Source organism: Tatumella citrea (genome assembly GCF_002163585.1).
Lineage (GTDB): Bacteria > Pseudomonadota > Gammaproteobacteria > Enterobacterales > Enterobacteriaceae > Tatumella > Tatumella citrea.
Window position 1 is genome coordinate 335,727 of sequence record NZ_CP015579.1, and the last position, 23,523, is coordinate 359,249.

Annotated in this window: 20 protein-coding genes; 7 read left to right on the forward strand and 13 right to left on the reverse strand. The window is 50.6% G+C overall.

Features of this window, described 5'->3' with window-relative positions; translation table 11 throughout:
• The first annotated feature begins 89 nt into the window (after window positions 1-89).
• Window positions 90-938 carry a sugar phosphate isomerase/epimerase family protein gene (locus A7K98_RS01765; protein ID WP_087487003.1) on the forward strand — a complete coding sequence of 283 codons (849 nt, stop codon included), beginning with the start codon at window positions 90-92 and terminating at the stop codon, window positions 936-938.
• Window positions 939-998: 60 nt separating this feature from the next.
• On the opposite strand, the gene A7K98_RS01770 is transcribed toward A7K98_RS01765, so the two are convergent.
• Window positions 999-1,796 carry an IclR family transcriptional regulator gene (locus A7K98_RS01770; RefSeq protein ID WP_087487004.1) on the reverse strand — a complete coding sequence of 266 codons (798 nt, stop codon included), beginning with the start codon at window positions 1,794-1,796 and terminating at the stop codon, window positions 999-1,001.
• A gap of 570 nt (window positions 1,797-2,366) precedes the next feature.
• Between A7K98_RS01770 and A7K98_RS01775 the strand changes: the two genes are divergently transcribed.
• On the forward strand, window positions 2,367-3,785 hold the full coding sequence (locus tag A7K98_RS01775) for a sugar porter family MFS transporter (protein ID WP_169715428.1): 1,419 nt from the start codon (window positions 2,367-2,369) through the stop codon (window positions 3,783-3,785).
• Window positions 3,786-3,845: 60 nt separating this feature from the next.
• Here the strand turns inward: A7K98_RS01775 and A7K98_RS01780 are convergent, their stop codons facing one another.
• Window positions 3,846-5,528 carry a DnaJ-like cysteine-rich domain-containing protein gene (locus A7K98_RS01780; RefSeq protein ID WP_087487005.1) on the reverse strand — a complete coding sequence of 561 codons (1,683 nt, stop codon included), beginning with the start codon at window positions 5,526-5,528 and terminating at the stop codon, window positions 3,846-3,848.
• A 378-nt stretch (window positions 5,529-5,906) separates the two neighbouring features.
• Here A7K98_RS01780 and A7K98_RS01785 point away from each other — a divergent pair, with 378 nt between their 5' ends.
• Complete coding sequence (locus A7K98_RS01785; protein ID WP_087487006.1) at window positions 5,907-6,227, forward strand: darcynin family protein; 321 nt, start codon at window positions 5,907-5,909, stop codon at window positions 6,225-6,227.
• Between the two features lie 81 nt (window positions 6,228-6,308).
• On the opposite strand, the gene A7K98_RS01790 is transcribed toward A7K98_RS01785, so the two are convergent.
• The 6 genes from A7K98_RS01790 to A7K98_RS01815 all read right to left on the reverse strand — a co-directional run bounded on the left by A7K98_RS01790 (window position 6,309) and on the right by A7K98_RS01815 (window position 13,404).
• Window positions 6,309-6,518, reverse strand: a complete 210-nt coding sequence (locus tag A7K98_RS01790) for a YdgH/BhsA/McbA-like domain containing protein (protein WP_087487007.1) — start codon at window positions 6,516-6,518, stop codon at window positions 6,309-6,311.
• Window positions 6,519-6,722: 204 nt separating this feature from the next.
• Window positions 6,723-6,932 (reverse strand): YdgH/BhsA/McbA-like domain containing protein, encoded by a 210-nt coding sequence (locus tag A7K98_RS01795; protein ID WP_087487008.1) that lies wholly within the window; start codon window positions 6,930-6,932, stop codon window positions 6,723-6,725.
• 214 nt (window positions 6,933-7,146) lie between these two features.
• Entirely contained in the window at window positions 7,147-9,984 is a 2,838-nt protein-coding gene (locus A7K98_RS01800; RefSeq protein WP_157665819.1) for a DUF4062 domain-containing protein, read from the reverse strand.
• Window positions 9,985-10,005: 21 nt separating this feature from the next.
• On the reverse strand, window positions 10,006-11,784 hold the full coding sequence (locus A7K98_RS01805) for a hypothetical protein (RefSeq protein WP_087487010.1): 1,779 nt from the start codon (window positions 11,782-11,784) through the stop codon (window positions 10,006-10,008).
• A gap of 250 nt (window positions 11,785-12,034) precedes the next feature.
• Window positions 12,035-12,244, reverse strand: a complete 210-nt coding sequence (locus A7K98_RS01810; protein ID WP_087487011.1) for a YdgH/BhsA/McbA-like domain containing protein — start codon at window positions 12,242-12,244, stop codon at window positions 12,035-12,037.
• A gap of 221 nt (window positions 12,245-12,465) precedes the next feature.
• The gene (locus tag A7K98_RS01815; protein WP_087487012.1) at window positions 12,466-13,404 is read right to left on the reverse strand and encodes an alpha/beta fold hydrolase; all 939 of its coding nucleotides are present in this window, start codon (window positions 13,402-13,404) and stop codon (window positions 12,466-12,468) included.
• Between the two features lie 91 nt (window positions 13,405-13,495).
• Here A7K98_RS01815 and A7K98_RS01820 point away from each other — a divergent pair, with 91 nt between their 5' ends.
• Window positions 13,496-14,077, forward strand: coding sequence for a CGNR zinc finger domain-containing protein (locus tag A7K98_RS01820; protein ID WP_087487013.1), 582 nt, complete (start codon window positions 13,496-13,498; stop codon window positions 14,075-14,077).
• A 253-nt stretch (window positions 14,078-14,330) separates the two neighbouring features.
• On the opposite strand, the gene A7K98_RS01825 is transcribed toward A7K98_RS01820, so the two are convergent.
• Both A7K98_RS01825 and A7K98_RS01830 read right to left on the reverse strand, forming a co-directional pair.
• Entirely contained in the window at window positions 14,331-14,540 is a 210-nt protein-coding gene (locus A7K98_RS01825) for a YdgH/BhsA/McbA-like domain containing protein (RefSeq protein WP_087487014.1), read from the reverse strand.
• Between the two features lie 172 nt (window positions 14,541-14,712).
• Window positions 14,713-15,894, reverse strand: a complete 1,182-nt coding sequence (locus A7K98_RS01830) for a YbfB/YjiJ family MFS transporter (protein WP_087487015.1) — start codon at window positions 15,892-15,894, stop codon at window positions 14,713-14,715.
• Between the two features lie 116 nt (window positions 15,895-16,010).
• On the opposite strand from A7K98_RS01830, the gene A7K98_RS01835 reads away from it, so the two are divergent.
• From A7K98_RS01835 to A7K98_RS01845, 3 genes are all read left to right on the forward strand, one after another.
• On the forward strand, window positions 16,011-16,790 hold the full coding sequence (locus A7K98_RS01835; RefSeq protein WP_087487016.1) for a helix-turn-helix transcriptional regulator: 780 nt from the start codon (window positions 16,011-16,013) through the stop codon (window positions 16,788-16,790).
• A gap of 90 nt (window positions 16,791-16,880) precedes the next feature.
• On the forward strand, window positions 16,881-17,765 hold the full coding sequence (locus A7K98_RS01840; RefSeq protein WP_087487017.1) for a LysR family transcriptional regulator ArgP: 885 nt from the start codon (window positions 16,881-16,883) through the stop codon (window positions 17,763-17,765).
• A gap of 174 nt (window positions 17,766-17,939) precedes the next feature.
• Complete coding sequence (locus A7K98_RS01845; RefSeq protein WP_087487018.1) at window positions 17,940-18,665, forward strand: pirin family protein; 726 nt, start codon at window positions 17,940-17,942, stop codon at window positions 18,663-18,665.
• A gap of 98 nt (window positions 18,666-18,763) precedes the next feature.
• On the opposite strand, the gene A7K98_RS01850 is transcribed toward A7K98_RS01845, so the two are convergent.
• From A7K98_RS01850 to A7K98_RS01860, 3 genes are all read right to left on the reverse strand, one after another.
• Window positions 18,764-19,585 carry an alpha/beta fold hydrolase gene (locus A7K98_RS01850; protein ID WP_087487019.1) on the reverse strand — a complete coding sequence of 274 codons (822 nt, stop codon included), beginning with the start codon at window positions 19,583-19,585 and terminating at the stop codon, window positions 18,764-18,766.
• A gap of 187 nt (window positions 19,586-19,772) precedes the next feature.
• Window positions 19,773-21,650 (reverse strand): amidohydrolase, encoded by a 1,878-nt coding sequence (locus A7K98_RS01855; RefSeq protein ID WP_087487020.1) that lies wholly within the window; start codon window positions 21,648-21,650, stop codon window positions 19,773-19,775.
• A 442-nt stretch (window positions 21,651-22,092) separates the two neighbouring features.
• Window positions 22,093-23,523, reverse strand: coding sequence for an APC family permease (locus A7K98_RS01860; RefSeq protein WP_087487021.1), 1,431 nt, complete (start codon window positions 23,521-23,523; stop codon window positions 22,093-22,095).

Sequence of the window (23,523 nt, forward strand, 5' to 3'; positions counted from 1 at the left end):
TATTTCTGAGTAAAGAGTGCAGCAGAGAACATATAGAGGCAGGTGCCGGGCCATTTTTCATTACCTGCACAAGCTATTATGAGGATTCGATGGACAACAAATTAATTATTGGCGTCAACACCGCGATGTTCGATGGCTGGGATCTGGACACCGCCTTTGCGGTGATTAAAAAATCCGGGTTTAAGTTCGTGGAGCTTGCCTATAACCAGGGCTATGTCGGCAATCTGAATGCTGCGTTGTTCGAAGATGAACATGCCCGTCATGTGAAGGAGTTGCTGGAAAAACATCAGTTGGGAATGCATGCACTCGGCTGTACGGTACCTCTGTCGGGTGAAGATGCCATTGATCAGTTCTCTGCCCGCATCCGTTTTGCCGGTAAACTTGGCGTCAAATATCTGAATATCTCCCCGGGTAAACAGGAATTTCACGACATTATCGTCAGTAACCTGAAACAACTGGCACCTCTGGCCCGTGAACATAATTGCATTATCTGTCTGGAAAATGGCGGCGATCCTAATTACAACTTTATGACCTGTGCCGAAGAGGTATTTGCGGCGCTGGATGAAATTGCACAGGACTCTGTGGGTCTGAACGTTGATCCGGGAAATACCTTATCGATGAGAAGTGATATCGACCCGATTGCTGATGCAATAGCTATGCTGCCGCGTGCGACTCATTTTCATGTAAAGGATGTGCAGAAACGCAATGGCGAATACCGTTTCCCGGCTATCGGTCAGGGAGATCTGGATTACCGGCAGATTCTGGTGGAACTGGCTGAGCGGCAGATCCCGTGCAGTCTGGAAATTCCACTGCGTATGCATCGTAAAGCCGATACTTTCCCGGTGAGATCCGAAGACAAAGTCTCATTAGAGCGCATCACCGAAGTACTGGCAGATTCCAGAAAATATATTGAGAGTGTGGTCGGATATTCACTGTAGCAGTCATCCACAATATCCGTTCCCCGTCAGTAATGGCGGGGAGAGTAGTGATCCGGCAGATCAGGGATAAAGTGTTTTACCGCGAAACCCCAGTTGCCGGGATATCTCCAGTGCGGTCGCGTTGATGCTGTTGCCATAACGTTCTGAATCTCCGGCTTTCATAGCCGGTAGCATGCAGGAAATACTGATAGCGCAAACGGCCTGGCCGGAATAGTCATATACCGGTGCTGCCACACAATAAGTGATGGTGGCCCGTTCAGCATTATCAATCGCATAACCCCGCAGCCTGATCTGTTGCAGGTCATTTTGCAGTGAGGGCAGACTGGTGTGGGTAGTTTCGGTAAAAGGCTGATGCTGTGACTGATACTTCTGCCAGATATCACTGACCTTGTCCGTCGGATAGGTGGCAAGCAGTGCCTTCCCCAGCCCGGTGCAGTACATCGGTCCGCGAGAACCCACAGTGTTAGCAAATCTGGCAAGATTTCGTTCTTTTTCGACCCTGTCCAGATAAACCACTTCACCGTCATTCTCAATGGCCAGAAATACCACTTCATTGGTTTCGCTGCTGAGCTTTTCCAGCAGAGGCCGCGCTATCTGATGAAATCCGGAGCGTTGTAAAACACTCATGCCGATCTCAAATACCTTAATTCCCAGACGGAAGGTTTTTAAATCTTCGTTATCATATTCCACCACTCCGGTAGCCATCAGCGTATACACCAGTTCATAGGTACTGCTTTTGGGCAGGTGTAAATATTCACTGATTTCCTGTTGGGTCGGAGCTTTTTCACAACCGGAAAGAAATTCCAGTAACTGAACCGCCCGGGAGGCAGATTTATTCAGTCGAAGAGAGGTTGTCATCAGAATATCTCGTTATTATGATTTTGGAATCTAGCATAGTAAAAAACCGAAAGTCAATTGAGTGGATAGCTGAAAATAAGACTAAATATGTAAATTTATCAATGACTTGTTTTTTCCATGATGCTTAATATTAATTTAATCGCCAAAACCGCAAGGGGGGAACTATTATTGAACCAGATATCGCGATGGCTACGAATAATATAATTCCTGCTGAAATACGGTTAGCCCGATATTTCATCCAATAACTCCTGCTGGTCATTCGCCGTTCTCCCGGTGAGGTCAGGAAAATACTCCATATCTTTCCGGCTACTTACCTGATGTTCTGTGGCTTTCCATTCCCCTGAAATGCAGCACAGCTGCTGTGCTTTGTAGATTTTCAGGAGAACAGTGAATTATGTCATTATGTTACAGAGTTTGTGTAATCTCCCGCCAGATGAGTGAGATCTCCGTCACAGGAGTATCTGTTTCAGTTGAATTGTCCATATACGTGGATGCTTAGTCTCTAACCCCCCGGGATGTCTGCTTTGTAAGCTGGCTCAATATTACATGCTGAATAAGCGGGGCTTAATGATGTCTCATGTAAACCATGTGGTTGAATATGGTGCTGACCACCAGTCAAAAGTCAGAAAAATGAATATGTTCGTTTCGGTTTCTGCGGCGCTGGCCGGGTTACTGTTTGGGCTGGATATCGGGGTGATTTCCGGGGCACTGCCGTTTATTACCGAACACTTCCAGCTCTCCGGGCATCAGCAGGAGTGGGTGGTGAGCAGTATGATGCTGGGCGCGGCATTGGGGGCACTGTGTAATGGCTGGGTTTCGCACCGTCTGGGGCGTAAATACAGCCTGATGGCGGGTGCCGTGCTGTTTATTATCGGTTCTCTCGGTTCTGCTTTTGCCAGCGGAGTGGATATGTTGCTGGCGTTCAGGGTGTTGCTGGGACTGGCGGTAGGCATCGCGTCCTACAGTGCACCACTGTATCTTTCAGAAATGGCGACGGAGCAGGTGCGTGGCAAGATGATTAGCCTGTACCAGCTGATGATCACCTTCGGGATTGTTGTGGCGTTTTTGTCGGATACCGTTTTTAGTTTTAGCGGCAACTGGCGAGCCATGCTGGGGGTTCTGGCGATCCCTGCAGTGGTACTGCTGTTTATGGTGATTTTCTTGCCGAACAGCCCGCGCTGGCTGGCGGCAAAAGGGTTGCATGTTGAAGCGGAAGAAGTGTTGCGTATGCTGCGTGACACCTCGGAAAAGGCCCGCCAGGAGCTGAACGAAATCAGGGAAAGCCTGCGAATGAAACAGGGAGGTTTTGCGTTGTTCAGAAGCAACCCGAATGTCCGGCGGGCGGTATTTCTGGGGATGGTGTTGCAGGGAATGCAGCAGTTTACCGGGATGAATATCATCATGTATTACGCGCCACAGATTTTTAAAATGGCTGGATTCCAGAGCACTCAACAGCAGATGATTGCCACCGTGGTTGTCGGGCTGACATTTATGTTTGCCACCTTTATCGCAGTGTTTACCGTGGATAAGGCTGGCAGAAAACCGATTCTTAAAATTGGCTTCAGTGTGATGGCATTTGCAACCCTTGTTCTGGGGTATTGCCTGATGAAAGCCGGGGCAGGGCAGATCAGCTCAGGATTGTCATGGGTCTCTGTCGGAATGACCATGCTGTGTATTGGTGGTTATGCGATGAGCGCCGCACCGGTGGTGTGGATCCTTTGTTCTGAAATTCAGCCGCTGAAATGCCGTGACTTCGGTATTACCTGTTCTACCACCACAAACTGGGTAGCAAATATGATTATCGGTGCGACCTTCCTGTCGTTACTGAGTTCGATTGGTGCTGCGGGGACTTTCTGGCTGTACACCGGCTTTAATTTGCTGTTTATCGTTATCACCTTTCTGCTGGTGCCGGAAACTAAAGGGATTACTCTGGAACATATTGAGAGAAACCTGATGGCCGGGAAAAAACTGCGTGATCTGGGGCAGTAATTTCCGCTAACCGGCAGGATGCGGCGCTGTAAATTTTCGCAGCGCCGCAGTGAAAACTGGCTAAAACTGTCCGATAAAATGCAAAATCTGCCGGGCCTGAGTTTCAAAGGGGATCACGTCAAACAGTGATCCCGACGGCGTCAGCCAGATCGGCAACAGGGCCAGTAATATTCCGCTCAACAGCAGGCTGGTGACCAGGCTGAGCAACCAGCGATGGCGCCCCCCTCCTTTTGCCAGACTCCACTGTGACCATTCCGGGCCATGGCACTGTCTGGCCCGAAAACGGAGCCAGCCATAGCCAAGCGCCGGGATGATCAGACCCGAGACCGCAGTAAATAATCCACAATAACGTCCCAGTAATTCCAGAGAGGCCAGAATATGATGTTGACTATCCCAGCGGGTAAAAGGCGTCAGGTAGACTCTGCCTGAGTCTGGAATAGGAAACCAGGCATGATTCAATGCGGTAAATAACGGCATCAGCAGCCAGCTGAGCAGGCTGCTGAAAATAATCCATTTGATCACTGACCAGTTCTGAATCGCCCGGCTCAGCGAACGCAGGCTGGAGAGCGACTCTTCGATGTAAGGTTCTGACAAACTCCGGTTCAGTTGCTCACTCAGCAATTTCCCGCTCAGACCTTTGGCGTTGCCCTGCAACATCTGTTGATGGGATTCCGATTCCATAAACGTCCGGAGCGTCTTGCGGCTGAAACAGGCGATAAACGGGTTCAGGAGCCGGCTCTTTTTGCTGACAAGAACCAGCTCATCCAGGTCGCCTTTCAGCATGCGCTCAACCACATGCCCGGAGTCGAGAATCTGTGGATCACTACCATAGATTATCCAGTGGATGACCTGCTCGTCACTGTGCAACTGCGGCAGCGGGCTGTCCAGTCTGGCAAACGGAACGCTGGCATCGAACAGAAAATTCACCTGATAATGCTCTTCATCCGTATTGTCAGAGATCAGCACAAGTTGACCCACCTGTTCAAGGTCAGGCAGGCCGGTTTTGTATAACCCGTCTTTAACATACTGCGGAACATCACTATTAAAGTAGACCAACTGATAGTCCGGAATAACCACGGTCTGCAGGCGGGTGATCTCGCTGAGTACACCGGTACCATTACAGGGGGAGCAGCTCTGATGGCCTGAACCGCCGCACTGACGACAACTGATTTTTCCGCTGCCGTAACAGGATGAGCAGGAGACATAGACATTCTCGTAACGGTTTTGTTTGGTGTAATGGTCGTAATGCGTCCGCTGTTCTGTGATCTGGCCACTGCCGCCACAGCCGTGACAGCTATTTTTGCCGGAACCTGAACAGCCGGAACAACTGATCCTGCCACGGCCGTGGCAGTTATGACAATCTTCGGTATGGCACAGCTGACGCGGATGTGAGTAGATGACCGTTGCCTGGCGCAACTCCCCATATTGCTGTGAGAGTACTAATGCCCTGGCTTCACGCAGCGTTTCTGTGCGTGACCAGACGGCACTGCTCTCTGCTTTCAGGGCCTGAGAATATTCACTGGCATGGGTAAATACCCGACGATTTTCACCGGCAGAAATGTACCCTGGCTGGGTGGTGCGCTGTTCCTGCAGGCGAAAACCCAGTTGCAGGTGGATCCGGAAGGCAAAATTCACAAACTCCTTTACTGTCAGTTCGATTTTTTCCGGGACCAGCCGGGTAGAGGTTTCAGTAAAGTCCTGTATTACTCTTTTGCCGACGGTAAGCCAGGCCTCTTGTTCCATGGTGATGTCCCGTTTTCACTGAAAGATTTTGGTAGCCAGTTTTGTATCAACCGCAGTCGCCGGGGAGATCAGTCACCTCCCGGCCGGAGAAGGTAGCTGACTTAGCGCTACCGGATAATTATTTGATTACATAGTTAACTATTTCTTTACAATACTGTCAGGTGACGGTTCAGGCAAATGGTTTATCACTATGAATTCATAGATGATTTATCCCTGTATTCTGTAGGGGGGGCTGATTCTGTGATTAAGTTTCTGATTCAGTTGGCGGGTGTTGTTGGTCTGAGGGCGACACCGGCTGTTACAAAACCAGCCAGTCCGGTGAGACATTGTGTAATAAAGCTCTGATACTCTGAGAAAAACCCTACAACAGGAGCAATAATGATTACTGTCTTTGTTTTGCTGAAAACCACGACCGCCTGGCTGCGGCTGCCAAGAAAAGAAAGAAACCGGATTGCAGACAGGGTGATGGCAGAGGTACTGAGTGACGGGAAAGTGACACTCAGAATGTTCGACGCGGAGGCATTTACTACCCGTTGTACTGATGTTGCGATGTTTCAGGCTGAGGATATGCAGTCATTTTATTACTCAATTGAAAGGCTGCGTGACTCAGAATTGATTACCACCCCTTACTTTGAAATTGCCGAAATTATCCCGACGATTGAAGATGGCTTTAAAGAGTTTGAAAAACAGACTCACTGATCCTTCCCCCTTGTCTGATGACCATTTCCGCATAAGCAAAAGCCGCCCGTAGGCGGCCTTTTGCACGGTACAGAAATGCTGTTATTTATTCAGTTCAGCCGTCATATGCACCTGATTACCGTAGTGAGCTTCGGTAATGCTGTAACTGCTACCTGCGGCTTTGGCCTGAGCAGCAATTTTCGCTTCGGCACCGTCCAGAGTCGAGGCGGTTGCGGTGACCGTCTGGGCAAAAGCACCGGCAGAAATAACAGATAACAGAACAACAGCAGCAATATTTTTGATGGTTTTCATGATTGTTTCCTCAGCATAAATTTGTTGGTGTGGGACGTTCTGTCCCGATGAAAGTTATGCTACGCCAGGAAGCGGTAGGTGAATAGCTAAGCTTATTGTTGTATCGAATCAAAAAAACTGAATGATTGAGAAACGGTGTTGCTGCGATCTGCAGACAGGCAAAAGCCGCCCGTAGGCGGCCTTTTGCACGGTACAGAAACGCTGTTATTTATTCAGTTCAGCCGTCATATGCACCTGATTACCGTAGTGAGCTTCGGTAATGCTGTAACTGCTACCTGCGGCTTTGGCCTGAGCAGCAATTTTCGCTTCGGCACCGTCCAGAGTCGAGGCGGTTGCGGTGACCGTCTGGGCAAAAGCACCGGCAGAAATAACAGATAACAGAGCAACGGCAGCAATATTTTTGATGGTTTTCATGATTGTTTCCTCAGCATAAATTTGTTGGTGTGGGACGTTCTGTCCCGATGAAAGTTATGCTACGCCCGGAAACGGTTGGTGAATAGCTAAGCTTATTGTTGTATCGAATCAAAAAAACTGAATGAATAAAAAGCGGTGTTCCGGCCACCGAAAAACGAGGATTATCCCGTCATTCAGGCCGGAAATTCAGTGATAGCGGTTAACTGTTTGCCAGTCAGAGACGTTGTAAACACCACTGATAGATATCCAGTAAACCGGGCATTGGCCCTTCATCCGGTTGATACAAATGATTACCCGCCGCAATGGCCTGCAGGTAGGTTTCTGCAGCGGTAGAAAAATCTTCACGTTCCATAAAGACCGAGGCCAGTTCCTGGTAAAGCTCGCACAGATGTTTCTGTTGTTTATCGTAAGGCGGTAGTTGTCTGATGATGTTAATGGAATGATTGATCTGCTGTTCAGTTTCAGTGCTGTTGGCCATGCCAAGCTCGGATTTTATCTGAGCCATTTGCATAATAATAGAGGCTTCAACCACCGGATTGCCGGGAGGAATAGCTGCCATAAGCCTGGCATTCTCGAAAAGTTTCAGTGCATGGTGCGGGTTCCCCGATTTATTCAGTACGCTGGCTTTGTTTGCCATCATTCCAGCCATCATTCCGGGGTCCATCAGACCAAATCCATGATCGATAGCCATATCAATCGCCTGATCTGCCTGCTGTTCTTGTCCCAGGTTGGTTTGCAGGACTGATAATGTATTATAAAACGCGGCTTTACTGCTGTCTGGTGTTTCCTGAGCATCGATCAGTGGCCTGATAACCTCAGCCCAGTCACTGGCGGCGGTTGTCGCACCGGTCTGTCTTAGCCAGGTAAAAATATTCAGTGCGGTGACGGTATCTTCAGTACTCAGTTTTTCGGAGAATGGCTTCCAGCTGAAAGGCTGGTTTAATTTACGACCCAGTGCTAGCGGATTGACCTGATAGATCCCCGCAGCCTGCCACAGTTGATGCAACAAACGGGCATCGGTGCGGTACAGGCTGACGACATTTTCTGCCAGAGACAGTTCGCGGATGGCAGCTTCTGCCTCATCCAGAGCCAGCCATTGCCAGGTTCGTTCTGCCAGAGAAAAATCATTCAGATCAGTAAAATGTTTGATCAGGGATTCACGGCAGCTTTCCATAGTCGCACTGTGTTGCATCGCTTCTTCAAAAGCGCTGTGTAACAACCGCAACCGTCCTTCACTGTTGATACAATAAGGTGCCAGCCGTGCCAGTAGTGGTAATAACTGCTGGTCGGCGACCCGGATTTCCGGGTATTTAGCCAGTGCTCCGGCGAGTTCAGAATGGGTCAGCCCGCGCCTTGAGGCGGCTATGCAACAGGCGGTGCGGGTTGCCAGTTCCGGCAGTACATAATCGTGATCCGCAGCCTGTAACACACGTAAAAATAGTGCGCCGGGGGTCTGGCAGGCCAGTAAATCCTCCAGTAACGAAGGCAGTGCTTCATGCCTGGCATGCAGGCATAATTCCTCCAGTATCAGATGAAGAAATAAGGGGTTACGGCAGGCATCAGCAGTGATCAGACGCTGAGTCAGTGGTTCAGAGAGTGTTTTGCTGACGCTGGAAAGACGTGCGCTGCACAAGGCTCTGCGTTGATCTTCTGTCAGTGTCGGCAATTCTGAAAGCTGCCAGCGGGAGACTTCGGGCTCCTGATTAAGCTGATTTATCAGCTCTGAGGCTTCCGGAGTCCCGGTAATCGCCAGTAAAACTCTCCGCGGCCACACCCGCTGATAAAGGCGCCTGAGACTATTTTCCGCAGGCATCAACTGATTTACCGCATCCAGTAACAGTACCAGCGTGACACTGTGTTCACGGGTAAAACGCTGAAGGCGCTTATCAAGCTGCTCCCAGGCCTCTGCGTCATCCGGCGAGAGTGTATCGTTGTCTCCGGCAAACGCCAGAAAGTGAAATAACCGGCTACGGAAGTTCTCCAGACTCTGGTCTCCGTCAGCTCCGGTATAGTGACTGAACACGCGATAATTCTGGTCTTTATTCAGAATGTCTTCTATCGATTCATTTTTAAATACGTCCTCTTCCGGCCATTCATAGGGCCGGTTGCGGGTGCGCAAATCAGTTTCCAGATCGGCCATAAAGGCACTTTTTCCCATACCGGAAGGGGCGCTGATCAGTATGGGGGCTGGCTCTATATATCCTGCTGTCCGGTTTAGCTGGCGAACCAGCTGCTGGCGGAAATCATCCATAGGAATATAGCCACGTCGCCTGACCGCAGCATACAGGCTGTGTTCCCGTATCTTTTGTTGCCAGCTATCCGGAACCGACTCCGCAGGATAGAGGGTATCAATCGCCTCCCGCAGATAGCGGCTGACCGATTCACCAAAGGCTTCGACAGAGTCGTAGTGATCCAGGGCAATCATCCCGGAAAAGTCACTGCGCAGTCGCTGCTTCAGCGATTGCTGCTTTTGTGCTGATACAGTGTCCGGAGTACCGTCGGGTAACTGATCGAACCAGCTATTTTTATCCTCAGCCTGTTGCTGCAGTTTAACGGTCAGGGCCGGATCACGCAGATACATCTGTACCCGGGATAAGCCATGCTCAGCAGAGGTCAGGCTGAATTCCCGGGGAGGTTCAAGAAAGGCAAAGCGGATTTCCAGTTCGGTAACGCTAATTCCCGCCGTCAGTGCCTGATGAATGATTTCTGCATATTGTTGATCCGGCGAGTTTTGCCAGTACTCCGATAAATCGTTGGGTTGCGGAACCCAGCCGTAGCGTTCGCCAAGAAAACCGATAAAAAAGGGTGGAATGCCCAACTGCCTGCAACGTTCTATCTCCTCCAGGCAAATCTGTACTGTCCGCCCATTTTTCGCTGCCTGTTCGGTAATCCCCCATCGCAAGTCGATTTCACTGAAAGTGACCATGCGCTCATAACACAACCGGCGGATTTCAGGGAAAACCCTTGTCAGCAGGTAATCACGTTCTGCATCCATATCGCGGAAAGTGGAGGAAAGAAATACCCTGATTTCACGAGGGATTACAGTATTCATAGGGTTCTCCATACAGAACAGTCAGCCGCCGATAAGTTCGACGTCACGGCTGGTTTCACGCGCCACCCAACGGGCATTCTCCTGCAATGTTTCGCAGCCTAAGGCGTAAAGGGTTTCCTGAATATCTTCCTGATCAGGGAGATAATGTTTGGTGGTATCAGACATGCGCTTTTCCGCCGCCGCGAACAGTGAGGCAGATCGCTGGTAATCGGTAATATCTTCCTCAAATCCCAGAAATTTTGCGTAACCGGCACAGAGTGCGGCACTGGCAATCAGGAATTCTGCCAGATGTTCTCCCCACATATTGAATGCGTGCAGATGCAGTTCATGGGACAGAAACTCGTTACTGACGGCTGTCAGACTGGACAGCAGTATCAAGGCGGTCAGACCGATACCTGAGCCAAACAATACGCCGGCCAGTTTCCTGAAACGGCGGAAACGCTGCTCTTTTTGTTCGGTATTGGTTTCCAGGTAGTGTTGCTGACCTGCAACCCACTCCTGTCTGATCTCACCTAAACCGGTAGCCAACTGCTGCGGAGCCGGACGCGGGTAAACACTGCTTCCCAGTAATGCACGGCGTACCCAGGCTAGCCGCGGATGGCTGCGACGCAGATAATGCAGAGTCACCGGGCGTGCAATGCCAGCCTTGCGCCAGACATTTTGTACCCGCAATCCTTCCGCCAGTGCCCGTAGTGCTGTGGCTTCGGCCTTGCGGTCAGAACGGTGGGTGCTCCACAGGGTAACGGCAAGTAACAGCAGGAGTAACAGGCTGACAAACAAAGAAATAATCACCCAGCTTTCCGGATCGCCGGGAACACGGTTGCCCGCCAGTGCCGTCAGAGCCGCCAGGCAAAATATCCGGCTGTAACGCTGACGAATGCCGGACATCTTCCGGCTGGCCAGCCGGTCGATATGGGTAAACGCGGCAAGGGAAAAATGTTCACTGGCCGGTGAAGGATGATGTCTTTCCTGTTCCGCAATTGCAGCATTCAGTTGATCAAGCTTTTTCAGGCTGTCATACCAGTTATCAGCGGAGGAGGTGGTTTTTTTGCTGTCGCCATGAGGTGCAGGGAGAGGCGGATACCAGCTGACGGACGGGCTTTGCTGCTCCCCGGCGTAGCGGCCATTTTTTCTGCGAACATGAATATGGCACACCAGACCGGTATCCGGGATATCCAACAAACCAGACTGCCCCAGATAACGTTTAATCCCGGGTAACTGCTGATTCAGAGCCGCCATATCACGATCCTGGAGCCTGCCCTGACGGCGGAAACTCACTACCTGAGCGGTTCCTCCCAGCCCACGTGCATCAGCGCCATCCCATAAGGCGAACAAAATATGGCAGCGTTCGGCCAGATACATACCGGCTTTGGCATATTGCAGATCGCGATAGATAGCCCCGCGGGGATTGCTGGTATCACTGATCATCGGCTCTGAACCCGGTACTACCGTATCAATGCAATAACTATCACCGGTTCTGAGGGCGTAGTTATACAGTTCCCGGAATTCCGTGACACTGTCTGATGAATTGTCGTCAGAAATAAAATCTTTTTCATATTCCTGCTGGTTGAAGGGCAATACCACATGCAGCGGAATTCCTTTTTTCATGGCGACCTGTGCAAACAGGCGGTCTGCACCTTCTGCCAGAGAAGAGAGTGCCAGCAGTGGAGAGTCAGGATAACGGAGCGTGATGGCACTGATTTCCTGCTCAATCAGCAACAGCAACTGATCGCTATCCTGGACATCACGGTGTCCGGTCACACCGATAGTAATGGGTAAAGCAGAGGATTTGATTATCATGGTCAGCTATAGTGAAACATGTAGATATATTTGAATATACCTTCAAATATTTACCAGATAAACCATTAACATTTATTACCGTCAGCCATCCGGACAGAGGAAATTTCGCTGTAATACTGCGGCGGGTTCCCTGATTATTACTACAAGCCGAAAAGCATTGAAAAAGGGAAGCACAAGGCAAAGCGGGGGGGGTAATACGGAAAAGCAAAAGCCGCCCTGAGGCGGCCCTTTGCACTGTACAGAAACTCTGTTATTTACTCAGTTCGGCCGTCATATGCACCTGGTTACCGTAGTGAGCTTCGGTGATGCTGTAACTGCTACCTGCAGCTTTGGCCTGGGCGGCAATTTTCGCTTCGGCACCGTCCAGAGTCGAGGCGGTCGCGGTAACTGTCTGGGCAAACGCACCGGCTGAAATGACAGATAACAGAGCAATAGCAGCAATATTTTTGATGGTTTTCATGGTTGTTTCCTCAGCATAAATGGGTTGGTGTGGGACGTTCTGTCCCGATGAAATTTATGCTACGCCCGGAAAGGGTCAGTGAATAGCTAAGCTTATTGTTGTATCGAATCAAAAAAACTGAACATCAAATATCAACCCTGATCCTTTTCTAAAAAATATTGCGAACCTGCTATACAGGCCCGCAATACCTGAATAATCAGCCTGCTATTTATTCCCAGTGGTTACTCAATATTTTTTCCCAGAAACTCATGAATAACCGGAATAATTTCTCTGCTATGGGTCTCCATCGCGAAATGGCCAGTATCAAAGAAGCGAATGTCTGCATCAGGAATGTCACGTTTCCATGCCAGTGCCCCTGCCGGAAGGAAAAATGGATCGTTCTTACCCCAAACGGCTAACAATGGGGGGTGATAATCACGGAAATACTGTTGAAAAGCAGGATACATTGCCACATTAGTGGCGTAGTCCAGTAGAAGGTCCAGTTGAATCTCTGCGATCCCGGGCCGCAAAATTTGTAACCCCTCCAGGGTATATCCATCAGGTGAAATTGAGCTTGTGTCAGTAACCCCTTCAAAGTATTGCCATTGAATTGATGCCGGTGTCGGGAAGTCATGCAGGTCATTCCGGTTCTGCTGTGTGGGGGCGTGCCAGTATTTACGAATAGGTGCCCAGCCTTCACCCAGTCCTTCCTCATAAGCGTTACCGTTCTGAGAAACAATAGCGGTCACCCGTTCCGGATGCGCTATTGCCAGACGCCAGCCTATTGGGGCTCCGTAGTCGTGCACCACAAGTGCATAACTATCAAGCATAAGTTGCTCAGTGAATTGTCCGATAGTCTCCGCTAACTGGCTGAAAGTATAAGAATACTCATTAGCGGAAGGAGCTTCAGTAAAGCCGAACGCTGGCAGATCGGGGGCAATGACGTGATAGCGGCTGGCAAGTACGGGGATAAGATCGCGGAACATGAAAGATGAGGCGGCAAACCCGTGAAGTAGCAATATTGTTGGCGATTTTGGATTCCCGGCTTCGCGGTAGAAAATTCGGACATTATTCACTTGCTCATAACGGTAATTCACCTGATTCTCCTTAGAGGTGCCGTGTGACGGGTTGTTAAGCTGACATGTGGCAGCTGTGACGATATTTAGATCAGAAACAGACATAATGATTCCTTGTAACCTTTAAAGTGATTGTTTGAAGGTTACATTACTTTTTGGTAACCTGACAAATAAATTTATTAGGTTACCTGAGACCATGACTTCTGAATGTTCTGTTACCGATGCCCCGTTTCTCGGGGATAATTTGGCGCTCGATTTTATTAATAGTGAGTACATGGTTGATGGCCAGCGTCAGGACAGCCTGACCAGTGAACAAAGTGTTGTCAGCTGGCTGGAACGTGCCGGGGTACTGCACAATATCAATCAGCAGCTTCCTGAGGGATTGCTGGCTGAAGCGCGCGAGTTTCGTGATACCGCAAGGATGATTGTCCACGCCGCGATGAATAGTATCCCGGTGGATTTGACCGTCATTAACCGGGTGCTGTTAACTGGCCAACCGGTGACGAAGCTTGAATGGGACGGCGATATGCAGCAATTCCGGACGGCGGTTAATCAGACATCCGATAGTCCGTCCGGCCTTCTCTGGCCGGTTGCTGACGCTCTGGTGAGTCTGGTGACCAGTGACAAATTCAGGTTCGTGCGTCAGTGTGAAGCTGATGACTGTATCCTGCTGTTCCATGACCTGAGCAAATCTCATCGCCGGCGTTGGTGTAGCATGGCAACCTGCGGTAATCGAATGAAAGTGGCAGCCTTCCGTTCCAGAAAGAAACCTGTCTAAGAGGTTACCCGGAAGATATGGCTGGCTTGTGAATGGCTGCACAATCAAAACCTGAGTGCTAACACTCTCTGAACTTGTTGATTTTAGGGAGAATTTCTGGGGCTCACATACTCTGGCTGTTGTTAGCGTCGTGATTGAGCAGTGTGATTGAAATCTAACGATATCACCGGCAATGGCCGGCCAGGGAGAAAGGTGTGGTTGCCAACAGCAAAAGCCGCCCTGAGGCGGCCCTTTGCACTGTACAGAAACTCTGTTATTTACTCAGTTCTGCAGTCATATGCACCTGGTTACCGTCATGTGCTTCGATAATATTGTAGCTGGCGCCTGCAGCTTTGGCCTGAGCGGCAATTTTCGCTTCAGCACCGTCCAGAGTAGAAGCAGTAGCGGTGACAGTCTGGGCAAATGCACCGGCAGAAATTACAGATAACAGAGCAACTGCAGCAATTTTTTTGATAGTGTTCATGGTTATTTCCTCAGTCTGAATTAGTTGGTATGGAACGTTCTGTTCCGATGAAAGTGATGCTACGCCTGTCACTGGTCGGTGAATAGCTAAGCTTATTGTTGTATCGGTTCAAAAAAACTGAATAAATTTTCAACAGATCAGCCAGAGATCAGATTTCGCCTGACAATGACCGTTATGTTGGCGCTTTAATCAGGAAATAAACCACCGCGCCGCCAGCTACCAGACCAGTTGCCGCCAGCAGGAGTGCAGGCTCCAGTGAACCAAAAGCCATCACACTTGCAGAAGAGACCAGCGGGCCAGGCAACTGGCCGGTGGCGTAACCTGCAGTCAGTGTTCCGACATTTTTAGAAACCGAACCGCTGGAGATCTCACGTGCCAGACGCATACTGAGCTGCATAATGGACAGGAATCCCAGCCCGGTAAGAATGGTGGAGATCAGCAACCCGCTGGTGCCGGTGATAACTACCGATGCCGCAACACCTACCCCCTGCAGCACCATAGCCAGAGCGAGACTGATACGGGTGTCAGAGACCCCGGCAAACAAAATAACCAGTATCACGCCGACGACTGCGGAAAGTCCGAACAGTGGCCAGAAGAATGCTGCCAGAGCGCCGTGTTGAAACAACGCATGAGCCATCTGTGAAAGGAAGGTTGCCGGCAAAATATAACCAAACCCCGCCAGGCTGTAAGTCAGCAGTAACAGGCGCAAATTAGCTCCCATCCGTTCACCACTGGCAGTGTTTCTGGCCACCGGCAGACTACGGGGCAGGCTGCCAAAAATCAGCAGGGTCGCGACCAGCGCGATGCCGCCATACAGATACCATGCATCAGAAGAATCAAACTGCCAGCGACCGGCAATCCAGGCCAACAAACCGGTCAGTGTGATACCAATACCCGGTCCGGTAAAAACCGCTGCCGACATGCGGGGTGAGCGGTTACCCGCCAGCACCAGTTGCGTCCATGAGGTGATAATAATCAGTGACCAGGCACCACCAATGCCGGACAGAAAGCGGAACAGGCATTGCAGAGCCATCGAAGAGGTAGTTCCTGACAGCAGGGTGACAGCAATGGTCAGAACCAGCCCGCTTTTCAGATACAGAGTATGCTGACTGCGAATCCGGCTGGCATGCAGTGCGCCAAGTAAATACCCGACATAATTCATCGCCGCCAGCAGCCCGGCACTGGTGAGGGTAATAATCCCGTCATGGATCATTAACGGTATCTGTGGTGTCAGTGAAAAACGGCCAATCCCCATCACGGTGATCAGCGTAATAATTCCTGTCAGCATGGTACGGAGACTACCGCTCTGTAGCCCGGGTGAATTCCCCTGAGAAGGATTGCGCTGTGATAACATAAAATCTCCTGCCATGAGGCAATAAATGGTGTTCGGGCGCCATACCAGGCCGGATATTCAGGTAAAAAAATGGGGCGATTTATCCTATGACCACTGGTCACAGGCAGGAGAAATCAATGTCGCGTAACGATGATGTGAAAGATTTTTTGACCAGGCGCCGTGCCGCTATCGACCCTGCTGAATACGGGTTTCCGGTCGGTCAGCGCCGTGTGCCAGGTTTGCGGCGTGAGGAAGTTGCCCAACTGGCCGCGGTCAGTGTCAGCTGGTACACCTGGCTGGAACAGGGGCGGGATATCAGTATTTCTCAACCAGCATTGCTCAGAATAGCCAGAGTTCTCAGACTGACTCCGGCAGAACAGGATTACCTGCAGGCTATTGTACCCGGGAGCACTCCGTCAGCGGCAAATACCACCGAGGTACCGACAGCGATAGCCATTATGGTTGATGCGTTATCACCGCATCCGGCTTTTGTCCGGCTGGCAAATATGGATATCGTTTACTGGAATCAGGCATCACTGGAGATTATTTTCGACTGGTCGGCGATCGACAGTCAGGATCGCAACTCACTGAAACTGATGTTTATTAATCCGGAATACAAAACAATTATCTATGACTGGCAGGATGCTGCCCGACGTACGATTTCGGCCTTCAGAGCTAATTATGCCGAAGCAGAAGATAAGCAGAGCTTTGCGCAGATTGTCACTGATTTGCAGAACAGAAGTCAGGAGTTTAAGGAGATGTGGGAGCAGCACGAGGTAAGTATTATCGGCTCCGGTCACAAAACGATTGTCGGTAAAGATCACCGGATCAAAAAATATAATTTTACCTCGCTGCGGGTGGAAGATACCCCCGGCATGAATGTGATTTTCTACCACGAAGCAGACCTGCAACATTGATTACTGGCGGGAGCGGCTGGCTGGCAGGTTGCCGAAACAGCAGAGTTAAGGCAGATTAATTAAATCTCTGTCGCATAAGATAAACTAACGATGAAGCTTAACTACTCCTTTCTCGAAACCTTTATGGAGATTATTCGCTGCGGGACCTTTGAAAAGGCTTCCGGCAAACTGCATATCACTCCTTCTGCAGTCAGCCAGCGTATCCGTGCTCTTGAAGAACTGATGGGCCAGGTACTTATTATCCGTGGCAGTCCATGTAAAGCGACCCGCTCGGGGCAGGAACTCTATCGTTATGCTGAAAAAATAGAACTGCTGGAGAACGATTTTTTACTGAACCAGCAGGAACAACACCGTGAAAAGGCAGTGATTGCGGTGAACGCCGACTCGGTAGATGGCTGGTTTTTAAGTGTTATCGAAACAGTTCATCGGGAGCACGCGATTATTATCGATGTGCGGGTTGAGGATCAGGATTTCAGTGCCTCGTTATTGCAAAGTGGCGAAGTGATGGCCGCTGTCAGTGCCGACCCGACATTACTGCAGGGCTGTAAAACCGAATTTCTGGGAACGATGCGCTATAAAGCCTGTGCCTCTGTGGAATTTTATCAGCATTATTTTAGCCACGGAGTCACTGCCGAAACGCTAAACCAGGCACCGGTGATGATGTTTAATCATAAAGATGATTTACAGAATAAGTTTATCCGTAGCTTCACCAGCCATGAGATCTCACCACCATTACAGTTTGTTCCTTCAACCTATGCCTACCTGCAGGCGATTGTTCGCGGATTAGGCTGGGGAATGCTGCCGGAACATCTGTCTGCTCCTTTGCTGGCCGACGGTAGCCTGGTAGAACTGGCTGAGGGTTTTCCGGTAGATACCCCCTTATACTGGCATCGCTGGAGCCTGAAACTTCAGTTGCTGGAAAAATTAACCCGTTGCGTGCATACCGTGGCCCGGGAAGAGCTGCATCAGGACTGACAGGGCGTCTTCCTGCGGTGGTCCGGAGAATCCACTGCGGTTTCCCTCTTATATTGTCCACTTATCCGTGACAGTAATTACTATTTCACCATATTGATGGTTATCGTGATTTACAATAATCTGAATACATCGACAGGGCACTGGCCTGTCTTACTAAATTCAGAGGATAACATCATGATTGAACAACGACTGTCAGAAAAACGCGGACTGGGTGATCACGGTTGGTTGTACTCACGTCATACCTTTTCGTTCGCAAATTACTGGGATCCACAACAGACCGGCTTTTCTGATCTGCTGGTCATTAACGATGATCAGGTGGCTGAAGGTCGTGGTTTTGGTGCCCATCCTCACAGCAACATGGAAATCATCTCTTATGTGCTGGAAGGTGCTCTGGAACATAAAGATTCCATGGGAACCGGATCGGTGATTGTCCCGGGTGATGTGCAGTTAATGAGTGCCGGTACCGGGGTAACTCACAGCGAATTTAACCATTCGCGGCAGGAAGGCGTGCATTTCCTGCAAATCTGGGTTGTTCCGGCTGAAAAAGGGACTGCTCCTGGCTATCAGCAGGTATCGGTCGGGGAAGCCGACAAACGGGGTCAGTTTAAACTGATTATTTCTCCGGATGGCGCCGGCGAATCGCTGAAAATCAAACAGGATGTCCGTATTTATGCCGGACTGTTTGATGGTGATGAACAGCAGACTGTCACGCTGCCTGAGGATCGTTATGCCTATATTCACGTTGCCCGCGGAAGTATTACGGTGAACGGCGTGAAATTCGCTGCCGGTGACGGTGCCCGGGTTCGTAATGAAACCACACTGAGTTTTACCGGGGGTGAACAGGCGGAAGTGTTGCTGTTTGACCTGCGTCCGGTTGAAGTGAATCATCCGACCCGCTAAAACTTCTGGTTATCTGAGTCGCCAGTAACAGCCATACCCCCGGGTATGGCTGTTTTTTTTGCCAGCTAACCTTCTCCGGCAACAGTCGTCGCTGTGGCTCAGAGGGTTTTCAGGAAATCCAGCAAGTCGTGGTTCAGTTGTTTTGCATGAGTAACCGCAAAGCCATGAGGACCGTTCTCGTAGACTTTTAGAGTAGCATTACTGATAGTCTCTGCGGCAACCTTACCTGTCGCTTCAAACGGCACGACCTGGTCGTTACTGCCGTGGATCACCAGGGTGGGGACATCGATTTTTGCCACATCAGAACGGAAGTCAGTTTCAGAGAACGCAGTCACGCAATCGACAGTGCCCTTAAGTGATGCCAGCAAGGCAATATTCAGGGTCTGGGTCAGCACGCCATCCGAAACATTCTGTCCCGCATTGGTACCGTAGAATGGAGTGGCAAAGTCGCTGATAAACTGTGCACGGTCATTAAGCAGCCCCTGGCGAATCCCTTCAAATACTGATAAATCGACGCCGTTCGGGTTGCCCTCAATCGCGCCAAACACCGGAGTCACCGCACCCAGCAGCACAAGTCCGTCAATTCTGGCCGTTCCGTAGTGACCGATATAACGTGTTACATCGCCACCACCCATTGAGAATCCCACCAGAGTAACACTCTGCAAATCCAGGTGATTAATCAGGTCATTAATATCGGAGGCAAAGGTATCGTAGTTATACCCTTCCCACGGCTGCTCTGAACGGCCAAATCCGCGGCGATCAAAGGCGATGACACGGTAGCCGTTTTCAGCCAGAAAATTAAGCTGGCTATCCCACATATCTGCATCGAGCGGCCAGCCGTGGCTGAACAGTACCGGTTTACCGGTTCCCCAGTCTTTAAAATAGATCTGCGTGCCGTCCTGAGTATTAAAAAATGACATAATAAGACCTCAAGTGTATGGAGATTCATTAATGCCCGTGTTCCGGGAGCGTGGCCGTGCAAACATCCGGAAACTCCGTTTCCTGTTAATATCCTGAAAATCTGTACTGAATTTGCGGATGCTAAGTTGCATACCTGAAAAGACACAGGATCTGCGAAAACTCAGCACCGCAAAAAATGGCTGTGGATTAAAAAGCAAAACAGCTACATCCCAGCGCTCCCCAGAAAGCATTTTCTTCAGAGACTGGTAACGCGGCCTGGCGGGCAAAATCATGTGCATGGCTGTGTACGCCACAGGGACCACTGCACTGATGGGCGCGTGCCTGCATTCCCGTGCGGGTTACCGCTGTTGGCGGGGCGCTCCGGTAGTGACCACCCACCGTAGCGACCGGTGACCATTCCGGCAGCACCGGGATTGGCGGGGGAGCCAAATCACTGAATGTCCCGGCGGCATAGACAATATTGCCATCCACCACGGTCAGCACCGATTCGATACCCTTAATTTCTTCTTCCGGAACGCTAAAGTAATCTTTGCTGAGCACCGCCAGGTCGGCCAGTTGCCCTGCGGCAATCTGCCCCTTTTTATCCTGTTCTGTCGAGAACCAGGCGCTTCCCCGTGTCCACAACATTAGCGCGGTATCACGGTCGAGGCGGGCATTGACGTCGTACATCTGCATACCACCGACAGTACGTCCGGAAACCAGCCAGTAAAGTGCGGTCCAGGGATTGTAACTGGCGACGCGCGTGGCATCCGTCCCCAGGCCAACCGGAACGCCGGTTTCCAGCATTTTCGCCACCGGAGGAGTATGGCGGGTGGCTTCCATCCCATAACGTTCTGCGAAATATTCGCCCTGAAAAGCCATCCGGTGCTGGACCGCAATCCCGCCGCCTAATGCCTTAATCCGGTCAATATTGCGCTGAGTGACAGTTTCTGCGTGGTCAAAGAACCAGTGCAGCCCGGCAAAAGGAATGTCTTTATCAACTTTTTCAAATACATCCAGCATCCGGCTGATGGACTCATCGTAGGTAGCATGTAACCGGAACGGCCAGCGGTGCTCAACCAGGTGACGAACCACCCGCTCCAGTTCATCTTCCATGCCCGGAGCAAGGTCCGGACGCGGTTCCAGAAAGTCTTCAAAATCGGCAGCAGAAAAGACCAGCATCTCACCGGCGCCATTGTGCCGAAAATAATCACTGCCCTGGCCCGGAGCGAGCATGTCGGTCCATTTTTCGAAGTCTTCCAGCTCATGGCCCGGGCGCTGGGTAAACAGGTTATAGGCAATTCGCACTGTCATCTGCTGTTGCTGATGCAGTTCATTAATCACCTGATAGTCTTCCGGGTAATTCTGGAAACCGCCACCGGCATCAATCGCACTGGTCAGTCCGAGCCGGTTCAGCTCACGCATAAACTGCCGGGTGGAGTTTATCTGTAAATCCAGCGGTAATTTCGGCCCTTTTGCCAGTGTCGCATACAGGATGCTGGCATTCGGTCGGGCAATCAGCATGCCGGTCGGATTTCCCTGGCTGTCACGCTGGATCTCACCGCCGGGTGGGTTTGGAGTATCTTTGGTGTAACCGACCACTTTGAGGGCCGCGCGGTTAAGTAACGCCCGGTCATACAGATGTAATACAAATACCGGGGTATCCGGAGCGGCCTGGTTAATCTCTTCCAGGGTAGGCATCCGGCGTTCGGCAAACTGAAACCCGGTCCAGCCACCAACAACCCGTACCCATTGTGGAGAAGGGGTGCGTAATGCCTGCTCTTTCAGCATCCGCAGGGCATCGGCTACCGAGGGAACACCTTCCCAGCGCAGCTCCAGATTATAATTCAGACCGCCACGGATCAGGTGCAGATGGGAGTCATTCAGGCCAGGAATAACGGTATGTCCCTGCAAATCGATAACCCTGGTAGACTCGTCGTGATATTGTATCACTTCTGCCTGAGTACCTGCTGCAAGGAACTTACCATCGCAGATTGCCACCGCATCGGCCAGCGGTTGCTGGCGATCGACGGTGTGAAATTTACCATTTGTCAGAATGATGTCAGCTTTGCCAGGGAAAACCATAAAACCTCCGGGATTAATAAATCAGGAACGATGGCATCAGGTAGGGCAAATAACAGACTCAGCGTGACCCGCCCTCAGGAACGAGGTGTGCACAGATAATCACTGGCAATACATGATGATTAAACGAGCTGGCCGTCAGGCTGAGTGGTGGTGTTTGAAAATACCTTCTGAAATTAACCTTGTTTGGCCGTTGCATGCAATCTCTCGTTAGCTGTAACAAGGTATTTTCCTCTAACCGCAGATCCAGGCGGAGGCCAGAACCGTGGAGATGGCGCCCTGCAGCAGAGCTCAACGTAACAAACACAGATGACAAACATGTGGCGGAATCCTGAATGGCAGGACGACTGGCAGGAATATATGCCGCTGTTCCGGATTAACGAAACAGCGGCATAGACGGTATCCGTTGAATAATTTTACCGGCAGCTGGCTGTATGAGTAGACATCATGAGCTCAGGCCACTTACCAGTATCTGACGTTTGTTAATCACCGAATAACCAATAAGCAGTGCTGCCACGGGAATGACTGCCAGCAGGGTGCTGATAAACAGGCTGCCTCCGGTGAGCGTGGTAAAGTTGGACAGTACCATAAGCAGCGATACAGCCAGTGCGACCACAGCCAGTGCCGGGATCCAAAAAGTTCTTAAGCGTTTTCCCTGAGACAGGGTGCTGTTTTTCTTAAAGAACATCACTACCGAGATGCTGGTCAGCAACATCAGTAATACGATTCCGACGGTAGAAATTCCGGCCATAAAACCAAAGACCTGAGTCAGTGGTTCCAGTTTACAAAGCGCGCAGACAATAATCAGCAACAGAGCTGTCAGCGACTGTACCAGAGACGAATTTGCCGGCGACTGATGTTCTCCGTGAACTGCGGATAAGAATTTAGGCATAAAACCCTGTCCGGCCAGAACATACTGGTAGCGGGCGAGTACATTATGGAAGCTCAGTACGCAGGCGAAAATGCTGCTGATCAGTAACACCTGAATGGTGTTGCTCAGCAGGGCACCATTATACTGGCGGGCGATATCCAGCAGCATATTGCCGTTACCACTCAGAGTATTGTTGGCCACGCTGACGGCATGGGAGTAGCCGCTGCCAACAATCATCGCCCAGGCCGAGAAGGTGTAAAAGACCCCAATAATAACGACTGCCAGATAGGTCGCACGGGGAATGGTTTTTTCCGGGTTCCTGGATTCGTCACGGAAAATCGCGGTGGATTCAAAGCCAATAAACCCGGTCAGAGCAAACAGCACGGCAATGCCCAGGCCGTGGCTAAATGCAGCCGTGGGTTCAAAAGAGACCAGGCTGATTCCCTCGGCGCCGCCTTTATGCAGAATCGAAAAATTCATGATCAGCACGACACCGATTTCCAGTACCAGCGCAATACCAAGGATTTTTGAGCTGAGCTCAATATGCCGGTAACCGAGAATAGCAACGGCAGCTATCGCCAGCAGAGAGTACATCCACCAGGGGTGAGCATGACCGCCATAATGCACTACCAGGTCGTTCACCGCCCAGCCCATATAACCATAGACCCCGGCCTGGATAGCCGTGTAGGTGACCAGTGCCAGATAAGCTGAACCCATTCCGGCACGTAACCCCAGCCCCTGAGTGACATAAGAATAGAAGGCTCCGGCCTGTTTAACATGCGGCGTCATTGCTACAAATCCCACAGCAAACACTAACAGGATAAGTGAAGCTATCAGAAAGCCGAAGGGAGCGCCGACACCATTGCCGGTACCGATAGCCAGTGGCACGTTACCGCCAATCACGGTAAGCGGGGCTGCGGCGGCAATCACCATAAATACGATACTGCCCACTCCCAGATTGCCACTGAGTCTGGCGGGGCGGGGGCTGGTTTTAGCCTGAGTCAT